The following is a 14,448-nucleotide window of genomic DNA, read 5'->3' as shown; positions in this document are numbered from 1 at the left end:
TTGACCGATCCGTCAACCTATTACATTGAAAATAAAAAGATTATCAGCTAGTAATTCTACCGGTCTTTTTTTTAATTTTTATTGCCGCCGAAGTTATACGTTAATTTCGCAATAACTCTTCTACCGATTGCAGGCATATTGACCAAAGCTCTATATTCATTATCAAATAAGTTTTGAGCCGATACGTCTATAGCTAAACCGTTGTCAAATGCATAACCTATACCAGCATCTACTAAGTTTTTTTCTTGTACTTCCCCAGAAAATTGTCCGGCACTTGCGGTAAACGCATCATCATGTTGAAAAGATACGTTAGCTCTAATTCCTTTTTCTGCTCCATAATTTGCTCCTAATCGATATTTATTTGCAGGTGCGTTTAAAAAGGTAGTAAATGGGGCGGTACCGTCACCTTGTTCCCTTTCAAACTCAGAAGCGTTAACCCAAGAATAGTTGCCGAAGAATGTTAACTTATCCGATGCAAAATATTGCAGACCTAAATCTGCGCCATATCTCGTATAAGGAGCATCAAAAACTCTGTAACCTGCAGCAACATGTAAGATTCCATCATCTTGTGGCACTCTATTGGTTTCAACACTACCAGTAGAATAAAAGTTTGGGATTAAAGCGGCAGTACCTGCATATGCTTGCGAAACTAATCCAGTTGCTACTTCTTGAGATAATCCTGCTTCGACCAAAGCGCCAATTAATTCCCCGGTCTTAGCTAAGAAAGGGTCTTGGCTAAATTCGGTCAAACCAATTAACGGAGCAATTGCTGTAAAGTCAAAACCGCCTCTTTCTGTAATAGCATACAAATCAAGAGAAGCAGAAAATTTATCACCTATAATTCCTTTGTAACCAACTTCATAAGTCTTAGAAGTTGCTATTACCCCACGTACTGTATTGGTTAAATTATTATTAGGTGCACCGCCTTCCAATGCGTTGATTCCAAGAAATGTTCCGTTATTTCCAGTAGGGCTATTTGCCAACACGCCTTGAATATCATCAATAAAATCTTCTAAACCATTGGCTTGCATAGCTGCAAGTAATGAGCCTGACGCAAATTGATGTACAAATTCATTTGTAAGACCTCCAGTACCTAATAACTCCTTTGGTAATTCTTGTGGAAGTGCACCGGCAAGAGGTGTTAGGGACTCAATGGGTATACCGGTCGCCGCACTTATACCAGCAGCCGTTACATTATGATTTAAAAATTCGATACTTGTTGCATTATCAAATGAATGAATGTCATTTGACCCAGCTAACCAAAAATCAAAAAAGCCCGGAACAGGAGAATTTACTGGGAAATCGTAATTCCATTCAGAAGCAGAAGGAGAGAAGCTAGCATTATTAAAAGAAGCTCTAAAGGTATGTTTTGGACTTGCCTTATACACTAATGCAATTCTAGGAGCAATGGCAGTCTCGTCAGGAATATTAAATTTATCAAAACGTCCTGCTAAAACTAAATCTAACTTTTTCGCCAATTCAAATTTACCCTGAGCATAAATACCGAATACATTATAATCATCATCATCTTCATTTCTACCATGCACTAATCCTTCAGTATCTGTTTTAGTAAGTCGGTAATCTGACCCAACCGTAAAATTTGAATTTAAAAAATCAGGAATATCGAAGTTGTATTGCAATTGCCCTTCGTATTGTTTTAGAGCTAATGGGGTTCTATTTCCTGTTTGATATAAGAATATAGGTCTGTCTTCAGGACCAAAATTAGTGTGAGTAGTATAAAATTGAGCAAACAATCCACCTTTTTGCATTCTTGCCTGTCCCCAAATTTCTTGCGGTTGTGATAGACCTTCACCTAAATCATTATAAAACACAGAAGAAGATTGATTTAATCCACCTGCTACAATTATACTTAAATCATCTTGCGGACGGAATTCCAATGTGATATCTGAACCCATATTCCAATAATAATCTTGCATCACATTTCCATCTGCTCTAGGGGTTAATTCTAGTATTGTTTTACCAGGACTACTATCATCTACTACACCTGTAGATGTTAATGAAGGTTGTACAATGGTAGATTGAAACTTATCTATTTGCCTAGTAAATGTTCCATCAGCTGCGGTTGTGCCTTCAGAACCATCAAGTGTAAATTCATCACCTCTATTGTATTGGAGATTTATTTTGAAACCGAATTTATCAGAAACTTTGGTAGCATGTCTTAAGGCGGCTCCATATGTATTTAACTCACCACCATAAACTTGAAGAGTGGTACCAGGGTTGTCTATTGCGCCTTTGGTTATAAAATGTATTACACCAGAAGTTACTCCTGGTCCATAAAGTGCAGAACCTGCACCTCTAACCACTTCAATTCGTTCAATATCAATATTACTGAGTCCAGATTTGTCTGATTGAAAGGTATTATTTCCTGGAGCCACTAAACTCCTGTAATCTTTAATAGGAAAAACTCTTGTACTAAAGGTACTAGCAGCTGCCCTCATTTCAAAATTCATTCTAGAGCCAGATTGCTGTTGAACGGTAACACCAGGTACATTCACCAAATTTCTTGCGGCATCAATTTGTGGTGAGCCTACTAATTTTTTAGCTGAAAGGACGGTGACCGAAGCGGGTGCCTCCTGTACTTTTTCTCTTCTACGTGAAGCAGATATTACAACTTCATCTACAATAAAAGCTGTTTGTTTTAAATCATATTTTAAATTGGTGTTAGCACTTGTTACCGGCATAATTTTAGAAGCATAGCCGGCATAACTAATCGATAAGTTCCAAGGTAACGGTTCATTGCTGGTTATTGAAAACTTACCATCATAATCTGTACTTGCACCTATATTAGTTCCTTGAATTATAACGTTGGCACCAATTAAGGGTTCGCCTATTTCTGAATCTGTAATGACCCCAGAAATTGTGGTTTGCGCTGTAAGAGCGAGTGTTGAAAGTGCAAAAATTGCCAATGTTGTTAAGAGGAATTTTTTCATTTTGGTTGATTGGTTTAATGTTCGCCCTAATATATGTCAATTATTGAATAATTAAATTAAACTAGTTTAATAAATTAATTTAATAATTTTTATATTAAAATTTTATGTAAATGATAATTATAAGGTCTTTTTAGTGACATAAATTAAAACTGATGATATTGTAATTTGTATAAGGATTCACAGCTAAGCAATTGCTTTTGGAATCTATTTCATTGAGGAAAATAATTCTATTAACTAGAGGATGTGGAATTGTTTAAAATGTGGTTAGATGTAGAAAATCGTGTTATTAGTATACTTTTAAAGTGCAGAACAAAAAAGCTTGTCTCTGTAATTAAAGTATCATTTGTCTTCATAAAAAAACCTCGCTGAAGTAGCCGCGAGGTTTTTTTAATATCATAAATAAATATTGGTAGTATTAGTTACATTGTAGAATTGTATTATACCACCTCAAAAAGACCGGCGGCACCCATACCGCCACCAACACACATAGTAGAAACAACATATTTTGCACCACGTCTTTTTCCTTCTATTAATGCATGTGCGACCATTCTTGAGCCCGACATACCATAAGGGTGACCAATGGAAATAGCACCGCCGTTAACATTCATTAATTCATTGGGAATTCCTAATTTTTCTTGACAGTACAGTACTTGAACAGCAAAAGCTTCATTAAGCTCCCAAAGTCCGATATCACTCATTTTTAGTCCATGTGCCTTTAATAGTTTTGGAATGGCATATACAGGACCAATTCCCATTTCGTCTGGCTCGCAACCGGCAACCGCAATACCACGATAAATGCCCAATGGGGAAACACCACGTTGTTCTGCTAATTTTGAATCCATTAAAACACAGGCAGATGCACCGTCAGACATTTGGCTGGCATTACCTGCAGTTATAGTACCACCTTCATTCACTAAACGCAAACCTGCAAGACCTTCGGCAGTTGTTTCAGGTCTATTGCCTTCATCTTTATTTAAATAAGCAGGATGAAACCTCATTTCTTTGGTTTCCTTATCTACGATAGCCTTTACCGTTTCTATAGGAATGATCTCATCGTCAAATTTGCCGGCTTCTTGCGCAGCTGCGGTTCGCATTTGAGATTGAAGTCCGTAAGCATCTTGCGCTTCGCGGCTAATTTTATAACGTTTGGCAACCACTTCTGCTGTTTGCAGCATTGGCATATAAACATCTTTATGGACTGCCTTTAATTTTTTGTCTACCATATGAAACGTATTCATATGGTCGTTTTGTACCATAGATATGGATTCTACTCCGCCACCTATAGTAATACTCATGCCGTCATGTAAAATTTGTTTTGCAGCTGTTGCAATGGCCATCATACCAGAAGAACATTGACGGTCAATGGTCATGCCAGAAACGGTTACAGGTAAACCGCCGGCAAGTGCTGCCATTCTGCCAATATTCATGCCAGATGTTCCTTGAGGTAAAGCACAGCCCATAATAACATCATCTATTTCTGCGGGGTCTACACCAGCACGTTTTACTGCTTCGTGAATGGTCCAGCCTGCCATTGTTGGAGTTTGTGTGGCATTCATAGCGCCTTTATACGCTCTACCCATTGGAGTTCTAGCGGTCGATACAATTACTGCTTCTTTCATTTTTAGGATTTTAGTTTTTTACATATTTATTAATAGCGCTGAGACCAAATCTTTATGCGATATTTTAGAGATTAAATGAATTCACTTTTAATTAGTCATTAAAAGATATGCACTTGTAGATTTTTGTTTAGGTAGTCTAGACTTATTAATAACAATGGTATATAAACATTGATAATTAATCAATATTTTAACATTATATCATTGATTTAATATAATAGTTTAATGAAATCTTGTTTATTCATAAGAATTTTGTTCTTAGCTTATGCGTTATTTTTTTTATCAAAGTGTTTTTGAATGCATAGATTATCTCGTTTCCAAAATTAAAATTTGGTAATGTTTGCTATGAGTTTAGAAATGTAAAGTCCGGTTCTTCTAGATTATTTTCAAAAGGGAATAGGTTTAACCACGAACATTTGTTTTTTTTATACTTAAATTGTTCCACTTACAATCAGTTACTATACATGCAGACAATTAAGGAATTAGTAGAGTTGATAACTCTAAAAAAAATAGAAGAAACCATATTTGAAGGGCAGAACTACCAAGCACCTTGGGGAAGGGTTTTTGGAGGGCAAGTATTAGCACAATCTTTACATGCTGCTTATCAAACTGTTCCGGAAGATCGCATAGCCCATTCGTTACATGGTTATTTTATTTTGGGTGGAGACTTAAGATATCCTATCCGTTATGAGGTAGATACCATAAGAAATGGGGGGAGTTTTACTACCAGAAGAGTAGTGGCGAAACAAAATGGAGTAGCTATTTTTAATATGGCGGCATCTTTTCAGGTAAAAACTGACGGAGTAAACCATCAATTTCCAATGCCCAATTTAATTCCGCCAGAGAAGTTGACGACAAGTTTAGAACAGGTTGAAGAGATAAAAGAGCTACATCCTACAGCATATAAAAGACTTAAAGCGATACAGCCTAAGGTGTTCGAATTTAAGCCAGTAGAAAAATTTACCACACAGTTGGTAGAGAATGGTTCTCCATTCTTTAATACTTGGCTTAAAACTTCTGATGTTACTGAAATTAGTTTGCCTATGCAGCAACAGTTATTAGCCTATGCCTCTGATTATAATTTGCTGACGACGGCAACTTTGCCACACCGAGAAGAGTTGAATAAAGGAGAAACGTTTTACGCCAGTTTAGATCATGCCATCTGGTTTCATAGAGACTTTGATATTACAAAATGGTTGTTATATAGTATGGATAGCCCAAGTGCATCTAACTCTCGTGGTTTTGCAAGAGGTAGTGTTTATGATAGAAAAGGCGTTTTGGTTGCTTCTGTAGCCCAAGAGGGATTGATGAGGCAGAGTGTATAACTAAAATACTATTTTAGTTTATAGGTATAATTGAATTAGGTTTTTAATAAGATACTAAATTAGGATTGTGAAGATACTCATGATTTCAATTGATTAATTTACTCTTATACTTTTAATACGTTAAAAATACTACTTTGATAGAAGATAGTTCTAGGGTGGAAATGCTGAAAAAAAAGAGGAAAAACAATTTTGTTTTTCCTCTTTTTTTTAAATAATATCGGTAATCTAAATAATTATTGAACCTATACTAATACTTCGTTTTATCATGTTTAGAAGCCCAGTTATTGAAAACTTCGACAGCTTCGCCTTGTAACATTTGTTTAAAGTGAATTTGTCTGTCTTGCATTTCAACTTCTAGTTCATCATAAATAAATTGATCATCAAAATCAATGGCTTTTGCATCAGCTTTATCACAACCATAATACACAGCTTTAGGTCTAGCCCAATATATAGCACCAAAGCACATAGGGCATGGCTCGCAAGAAGTATAAATAATACAATCGGTTAGCTGAAAAGAATTCAGTTTTTTGCAGGCATCTCTAATCACCACCATTTCTGCATGTGCTGTGGGGTCATTGGTAGAGGTTACTTTATTATGTCCTTCAGCTATAATTTCTCCATCTTTTACAACAACGGCACCAAATGGTCCACCGGCGTTCGAGTTCATTCCCTTTGCTGCCATTTCAATGGCTCTTCTCATAAAAAACGCGTGATCTTTCATCATATTTATAAAATTCCAATGGTATGTATTCCATTATTTGGGGGTGCAAATTACGTCTTTTATATAGAATTCTAATCACATCTATTTTGAAAGAAAATGCCCTTTTTAGATAATTGTTAAAAAAATTATGAAAGATTTTGATTTTTATCCGACTTAATCTAGAACCAACCAATTGTAAAAAAATAGAAAAACTATTTATCAAAGCATTTTTTGCATTTATAACTACTAAAATCTACTCAACTGTCGTCTAAAGTAACTCTGTGAGTTTTATAGTTTTTGCATACTGTTGATAATCAGTAATATTGGTTTTTATTAAAAATAGATATTGAAAGCAATTACGAAATATTGGTTCTTAGAAGGATTTAGCCTTTTTCAAAAATTAGGAATGCCTTCTATGATGAAACTTTGTGATCTTCTAGAGATGGATCATGTAGATAAAGGCAGCATCATTGAGATAGGAGCAAGAGATAAAAAATGCATTTTCTTTTTAAAAAATGGTTCTGTTAAAATCATGGACTCTGAAAATGACATTGTAAAATACGTCGTTAAAAAGGGTAATATTTTTGGTGAGCTATCTATTTATGATAAGGATAACTCGTCTAAAGAAGTAGCCCTTGCTTTAGAAGATGTGGTAATCTGTTATATAGAATCTGACATGATGGAAGGCTTAATGGAAGAGTATAAGTCTTTAAAAAATGGTCTGTTAAAAATATATGGTCTTCGTATCAGAAAATTAGAAACAAGACTACAAGACCTTTTATATAAGGACAGTAAAACGAGAATCTCTGAATTTATAAAAGCTTTTATAGAGGAGTTTGGTGAAATAGAAAATAATAGGGTAGTGGCAAAAAACCTACTCTCTCATAAAGACATTGCCAACTTGACCAACACCTCTAGGCAGACAGTTAATAATGTATTAAGCATAATGCGAAAAGATAAGGTCATTGACTACGATTCTAAATGTATATCATATTCTAAGAAATTCATATAACTAAATAATGACACGTTTAAATAAACCAACTATAATGAAAAAGTTCTCCCGTTTTCTCCTAATATCTTCATTAGGATTATTTACAAGTATCGTTTTTTCTCAAGAAATAGAGCAGTCTATTTTTATTACTGGTAACACTTGGGATGCTACAAATACTGAGGTTCTCACTGAAATTTCAAAAGAATCGCAGTTAGCTAAGAAACCTACAGTATTAATAATAGGAAACACTGCACCTAAGACTGAAATAGAAAAGTCATTAGATAAGCAGTTGTCAATCATGTCTAACCTGGGTAATGATGTCATTTTTATATCTGGTAATAAAGAATGGGCAAATGGCCATAAAGGTGTTTCTGATATTGAGAATTATATTCAGAAAAATAGTAAAGCCAAATTTTCTCCAGATGATGCTGAACCTATTAAGCATCAAGATTTAGGAGAAAACGTAGAATTGATTACGGTAGATTCTCAATGGTTCTTAGAAAACTGGGACAATCATATTTATATCAATGAAGATTCTGAAATTCAAAATAGGAACTTGTTCTTTTTAGAATTTGAAAATCGAATTAAAAAAGCACAAGGTAAAATCGTATTTGTTGCATTATATCATCCAATAAAAACAAATAGTAGGCAGGGATTTTTTAGTAATATCGGTGGCTTCTCTACTCAAGAATTTCAAAACAAGCAGTACAGAACGCTTAGAAACAGGTTGAAAACAATAGCTAGAGGTGCAGACAACGTTATTTTCTTGTCGGGTCAAGGTAAAAATTTGCAATATATTAATGGTAGTGTTCCTCAAATTACAAGCGGTGCTGCGGGTAAAATCGAATCCGTTAAACATGGTGAACCAGATGATTTTTCTATTGCCAAAAAAGGTTATGTTCGCCTAGATGTTACTACCGCTGGTAGTGTAAAGGCAAATTATTACGCTTTAGAAAATGGTTCGTTTAATGAAGTTTTTAAGACTACTGTACTAAAAAGCGAAACTGAAGATTTACAGGTATACAACTTCGATAAAAATCTAGGAGCTAAAAAATCAGCGGCTATTTATACGAAAGAAGCTGCAACAAAAAGCGGATTCTATAAAGCGCTTTGGGGTAATCATTACAGAGAATTCTATGGTAAAGAAGTTAACGCACCAGTAGTTTTCTTAGATACTTTAATGGGAGGTTTAACCCCGTTGAAGCGAGGAGGCGGACAACAATCAAAATCACTTAGATTAGAAGATAAAGAAGGTAAGCAGTATGTTATGCGTGCCTTAAAAAAGAGTACCATAAAGTTTCTACAAGCGAATGCTTTTCAAGAAACTTATATTGGAGATGTTTTAGATGGTACAACCGTAGATAAATTTTTAGCCGATTTTTATACGACTTCAAATCCATATACTCCTTTTGTTGTAGGTGGGTTATCTAATGCCGTTGGTGTCAATCATACCAATCCTATTTTATACTATATTCCTAAACAAGAAACATTAGGTGTTTATAATGATGAGTTTGGTGATGAATTGTATATGATTGAAGAGCATGTAGGCGATACTCAAGTAGAAGCTGAAAGTTTTGGAAAACCGTTAAAAATATTAAGTACTGCAGATGTTTTACAAGAAATAAACAGATCGGGTAAATCGGTAGTAGATGAGTCTTCTTATATCCGTGCAAGAATATTCGATATGCTTTTGGGAGATTGGGACAGACATGAAGACCAATGGCGTTGGGCGCTTTATAAGAATGAAGACGGAACGGAGTATTGTAGTCCAATACCAAGAGATCGTGACCAAGCATTTTCAAAGTACGACGGTACTTTAATCAGTTTTCTGACAAGAGTAATACCAGGGCTACGTAAAATGCAAACTTATGATGAAGACCTTAGAAGTGTAAAATGGTTTGCATCATCTCCTTATCATTTAGATTTAACTTTTATTCATGCTTCTGGTTGGGAAGAGTGGGAGAAGCAAACCAATCATATTCAAAGCCAGTTATCAGATGCTGATATTGAAAATGCTTTTGAAGCAATTCCTGATGAGATAAAAGGACCGATCATAGATGATATTAAACAGAAATTAAAAGGTAGAAGAGATAATCTTAAAAAAATAACAAAAGCATATTATCTTTATTTGAACAAGTTTCAAGTTGTTACGGGAACACAAAAAGCAGATGATTTTACCATAACTAGATTAGCGGATGGTAAGACTACGGTAAAAATAGACCGTAAAGATTTAGGTCTTTTAAATCATACATTTTCGAATGACATTACCAAAGAAATTTGGCTATTTGGCTTGGATGGAAAAGATACGTTCACGGTAGAAGGTGAGGGAGACCATCCTATAAAAATTAAAATAGTAGGTGGAAAGAAAAATGATACATACGACTTTAAAAACACGCGAAAGGTAAAACTTTATGATTACAAGGATAAGGAGAATACCATTGTAAATAAAAGATCTAAAAAATGGTTGGTAAATGATTATGAATTAAATAATTACGATCATAAAAAAGTAAAATATAATTTTAATCAGTTGTTGCCTATAATAGCATTCAACCCAGATGATGGAGTAAAATTAGGAGTAATAAGCAATCATACATCATATAGTTTACAACGTAATCCATTTACGTATAAGCATAGCATTAATGCTGCATATTACGGCAGTACATCAGGTTTTGATTTGTCATATAAAGGGGAGTTTTCTAATATTTTTCATAACTGGAATTTTGGTTTAGAAGGTTTATACACAAGTCCTAGTTTTTCAGAAAATTTCTTCGGCTTTGGTAATGAAACGCTTTATGACGCTGATGAGGTTGATTTAGATTTTAATAGAATTAGAATTAGTAAATTTAAAGCAGCAGTATCACTACAATGGGAAGGTATTAACGGAGGTTCTTTCTATTTTAAACCTTTAATAGAATCTTTTGAGGTTGATAATACAGCTGATCGTTTTGTAGCACAACTACCACAGACGAATACAATTTTTGATAGGCAAACCTATGCAGGTGTAGAAACTGCTTATAACTTCAAAAATAAAAATAGTGCCGCTTTTCCAACCTTGGGGCTAGATGCAGGGCTGACTATTGGTTATAAAACGAATATAGATAATACCGAAGCAGATAATAGTTTTGCGTACATACAACCACAACTGGTCATAGACCACAAGTTAACTAAAAGTGGAAGTATCGTTTTTGCAAGTAAGATTGCAGGTGAAGCATTGATCGGTGATAATTTTGAATTTTATCATGCAGCAACTATTGGCGGTATCAATAGTTTAAGAGGATTTAGAAATGAAAGGTTTACAGGAAAACAGTCTTTTTATCAGAATACAGATTTAAGATTTCCTTTAGGAGGGTTACGAACAAGCCTTGTCCCTTTTAGATTCGGACTTACCGGTAGTTTTGATTATGGTAGGGTATGGGTTGAAGATGATACTTCAAATAAATGGCATAATTCAATAGGTGCATCGGCTTGGCTTATTGGGGCTGAAGCATTTACGGCTAACGTAGGATATTTTAATAGTGCAGACGGTGGTAGAATAGTTTTTGCATTAGGCTTCAGTTTTTAAGATAACGACTTACCAAGAAATATTATACTAGTTTCTACGTTTGTTAAAATGTAAGAAAAAAGATACAAGATGTAATTTTGTAAAAGCGTTAAAAAGATCAGATTAAAAAATTAAAAAGAGAGTAAAGAGAGAAGCAAATTAATTGAAAAAATGGCTTAAGCATTAATGGGCGTTATTTTCAGGCATAGCCTTATGCTTAAACAAGCATATGCAGTACAAGTGCTTATTTTGTCTCTTCAACTTTAATAATCAACAATTAGAAAAACTCATGAAAAAACCAATTGCAATTGCCCAAGTAGATACTTTAGAAAACAAAAAACCAGAACATGCATTAGTCAATGGTTTAGATTTAGTTATCGTAAAATTTGATGATGATATTTCTGTATTATATGGTAGATGTCTGCATAGAGGGGCATTAATGTCAGACGGTCATGTAGATGGTCATAACCTTATTTGTGGTGTTCACGGTTGGGATTATAGAGTAGATACCGGAGTGTCAGAATACAATAACGCTGAGGTATTACATAAGTTTACTACTAAAATAGAGGGTGGTAGTCTTTTTGTAGATGAAGAAGAGATAGATGCTTATTTAGTAGACAGTCCGCAACCTTTTAATAGAGATGCTTATTTGGGCGCTTACGCAGATACACATCCTGAAGAAACAGAACCATATACAGGGTATATAAAAGAATTAGCTACTAACGGACTTAAAAATTTAGGGCATCACGGATTTTCGGCATCCATGGGTGTAGATAGAAATACCTTACCTAAATGGAGCGATATTCAATTTCTGCCAGCGCAATTAGCTAGTAGACCGTTGCTAGATGAAGATGCTGTAGCAACAAAGGTTGTAATTGGACCTAAAGCCAAAAAGCCTTTACATTTAGACATTCCACTTTTTGTAAGTGATATGAGTTTTGGTGCTTTGTCACGCGAAGCTAAAATAGCCTTGTCTAAAGGAGCAGAACTGGCTGGTACAGGTATTTGTTCAGGAGAAGGCGGTATGTTACCTCAAGAGCAAGAAAATAATAGCAAGTATTTTTACGAATTGGCTTCGGCAAAATTCGGCTTTACTTGGGATAAGTTAGATAATGTACAGGCATTTCATTTTAAAGGCGGGCAAGGAGCAAAAACAGGTACGGGAGGTCATTTGCCAGGTGCTAAAGTAAGTAAGGAAATTGCTGAGGTAAGAGGTTTAAAAGAAGGAGAGACTGCAATTTCACCAGCCACTTTTCCAGATTTTCATGGTGTAGATGATTTTAAGTCCTTTGCAGCTCAGGTAAGAGAACGTACAGGTGGTATACCGATTGGATTCAAAATTGCAGCAAGTCATATAGAAAAAGATATTCAGTTTGCATTAGATGTGGGTGTCGATTATATCATTTTAGATGGTAGAGGTGGGGGAACAGGTTCCGCACCAACTATTTTAAGAGATAATATAAATGTACCTACAATTCCTGCTTTGGCAAGAGCAAGAAAATATTTAGATAAAGTTGGTGCTACAGATGTCACTTTGGTAATTACAGGAGGTTTACGTATTGCAGAAGATTTTGGAAAAGCCCTTATGTTAGGTGCGGATGCTATTGCCGTATCTAATTCGGCTTTACAGGCAATTGGCTGTTTAGGTATGCGTGCTTGCGGAAGTAACAACTGCCCTGTGGGTATTGCAACCCAAAAAGAATCATTGCGTAGTAGGCTGATAATAGAATCTTCTGCAAAACAATTACATAACTATTTTGATGCCACAAATAACCTTATTAAGGTTATTGCGAGAGCTTGTGGTCATGATGATATTTCAAAATTCAATTTTGATGACCTATCTACTTTTAATCATGACATGCATCGTTTAACAGGAATTAATTACGGCGGTGTTAACGCTTAAAAAAATATAAAGATGGATAAAATGATGCATTTAGCGGCACAGTATTTAGCTGCTGCAGGAATAAGTTTTGTAGAGAAGAAAGCAGATGATAGTCATACTAATCTTGGCTGGTCAACAGATAAGCAACGTTTAGAAACACACCCGTTATCAACAGATGGGGACGTTCTTTCTTTAAACTATAATAACTTTTCTTTAGAATGGAATTCCCCTAAGAACAATGCTTCTTTTGCTTTAGATGGTAAAACCCATCAGCAGGTATTGGAGTGGTTGACGAATTCTGCGGATACATTTTTGGGTAAGACATATACCTATGATTTTCATTACGACCTACCGTATTCAATTGATGATTCTTTCACCTTTGTATTAGATGCATCTAAATTAAAGGAACTTGCAGATTTAAGAAGTTTGACGCAATCTGGTCTAGAAAAGACGCTTGAGGTAAATGGTTTGGAATCGGACATTCGTATTTGGCCTCATCACTTCGATTCAGGTGCTTACGTTATTGTTTCAGATGATCTATCCATTGGTTTTGGCTTAGCTGTACCTGATACGATGATCAATGAACACTATTTTTATATCAGCGGATACAAAGGTCATAACGGTTTAGATACTTCTAAGTTTGATTCTCTTTCATTAGGTGAATGGAAAAACGACGGATTTAAAGGAGCAGTTTTACCTGCTACAAAAATTAATGAAGAACAAGTGGTACAGTTTTTCACGGAAGCTATCAATACCTACAAAAAGTAAATATGCAAGTAACCAGTCTTTCATTAGAAGCCTTTAAAGAGATGGATTATTGGGCGGTTGAAAAATTCAACCTGTCCATTGAATTGATGATGGAAAATGCGGGGCTTCAACTAGCAAGATTAATCGCCAAAAAGGCAACTGAGACCTCTGTTATCACTATTGGCGTTGGTAATGGAAACAATGGCGGCGGCGGTTTAGTAGCTGCTCGCAGACTTGCTGCTTGGGGGTTTAATGTGAATTTAGACTTGGTAGTTCCTATTACCAAACACCTACCAAAAGCACAATTAGAAAGAGCGTTGTTATTTGGAGCTAAAGAAGGTATTCCAGAAACAACGGATATTTGGGTAGATGCCTATTTAGGATTCTCTCAAAGATTACCGTTGTCAGATGCATTTGTAAAAAGTATTGCATTAGCAAACGCATCAACGGCATTTAGAATATCATTGGACATTCCCGTTGGTATTTCTAAAGATGGTGAATTATCAGGGTTTAAAGCACACCAGGTAATGACATTGGCAGCTCCTAAAATTCTTTTGGAAAAATTACCAAGCGGAGTAGAAGTATTTATGGCTGATTTGGGAATTCCAAAATTGGTTTATGAGCATTTCAATATTCAAATGCCAGATTTTAAAGAATACCAATTGATAAAAATTAAATAACCGGAAAAAAACCGA

General features: G+C 35.2%; 9 protein-coding genes. 6 read left to right on the top strand and 3 right to left on the bottom strand.

The features are described 5' to 3' along the window. Positions 1–71: 71 nt before the first annotated feature. Positions 72–2,951, bottom strand: a complete 2,880-nt coding sequence (locus UH1x_RS02450; RefSeq protein WP_482624840.1) for a TonB-dependent receptor domain-containing protein — start codon at positions 2,949–2,951, stop codon at positions 72–74. A gap of 437 nt (positions 2,952–3,388) precedes the next feature. Continuing rightward, on the bottom strand, positions 3,389–4,570 hold the full coding sequence (locus tag UH1x_RS02445; RefSeq protein ID WP_482624838.1) for an acetyl-CoA C-acyltransferase: 1,182 nt from the start codon (positions 4,568–4,570) through the stop codon (positions 3,389–3,391). A gap of 461 nt (positions 4,571–5,031) precedes the next feature. On the opposite strand from UH1x_RS02445, the gene UH1x_RS02440 reads away from it, so the two are divergent. Beyond that, positions 5,032–5,892 (top strand): acyl-CoA thioesterase, encoded by an 861-nt coding sequence (locus UH1x_RS02440; protein WP_482624836.1) that lies wholly within the window; start codon positions 5,032–5,034, stop codon positions 5,890–5,892. 247 nt (positions 5,893–6,139) lie between these two features. On the opposite strand, the gene UH1x_RS02435 is transcribed toward UH1x_RS02440, so the two are convergent. Further along, entirely contained in the window at positions 6,140–6,613 is a 474-nt protein-coding gene (locus UH1x_RS02435) for a nucleoside deaminase (protein WP_482626479.1), read from the bottom strand. 325 nt (positions 6,614–6,938) lie between these two features. Here UH1x_RS02435 and UH1x_RS02430 point away from each other — a divergent pair, with 325 nt between their 5' ends. The 5 genes from UH1x_RS02430 to UH1x_RS02410 all read left to right on the top strand — a co-directional run bounded on the left by UH1x_RS02430 (position 6,939) and on the right by UH1x_RS02410 (position 14,433). Beyond that, positions 6,939–7,604 carry a Crp/Fnr family transcriptional regulator gene (locus UH1x_RS02430; RefSeq protein WP_482624834.1) on the top strand — a complete coding sequence of 222 codons (666 nt, stop codon included), beginning with the start codon at positions 6,939–6,941 and terminating at the stop codon, positions 7,602–7,604. Positions 7,605–7,638: 34 nt separating this feature from the next. Further along, positions 7,639–11,145 (top strand): ShlB/FhaC/HecB family hemolysin secretion/activation protein, encoded by a 3,507-nt coding sequence (locus UH1x_RS02425; RefSeq protein ID WP_482624832.1) that lies wholly within the window; start codon positions 7,639–7,641, stop codon positions 11,143–11,145. A gap of 268 nt (positions 11,146–11,413) precedes the next feature. Then, entirely contained in the window at positions 11,414–13,027 is a 1,614-nt protein-coding gene (locus UH1x_RS02420) for a glutamate synthase-related protein (RefSeq protein ID WP_482624830.1), read from the top strand. A gap of 12 nt (positions 13,028–13,039) precedes the next feature. Next, positions 13,040–13,774 (top strand): hypothetical protein, encoded by a 735-nt coding sequence (locus tag UH1x_RS02415; protein WP_482624828.1) that lies wholly within the window; start codon positions 13,040–13,042, stop codon positions 13,772–13,774. 2 nt (positions 13,775–13,776) lie between these two features. Continuing rightward, positions 13,777–14,433, top strand: a complete 657-nt coding sequence (locus UH1x_RS02410) for an NAD(P)H-hydrate epimerase (protein WP_482624826.1) — start codon at positions 13,777–13,779, stop codon at positions 14,431–14,433. Positions 14,434–14,448: the final 15 nt, after the last annotated feature.

This window comes from Maribacter sp. UH1 (genome assembly GCF_056839145.1).
This window is presented reverse-complemented; position numbering and strand designations above follow the sequence as displayed.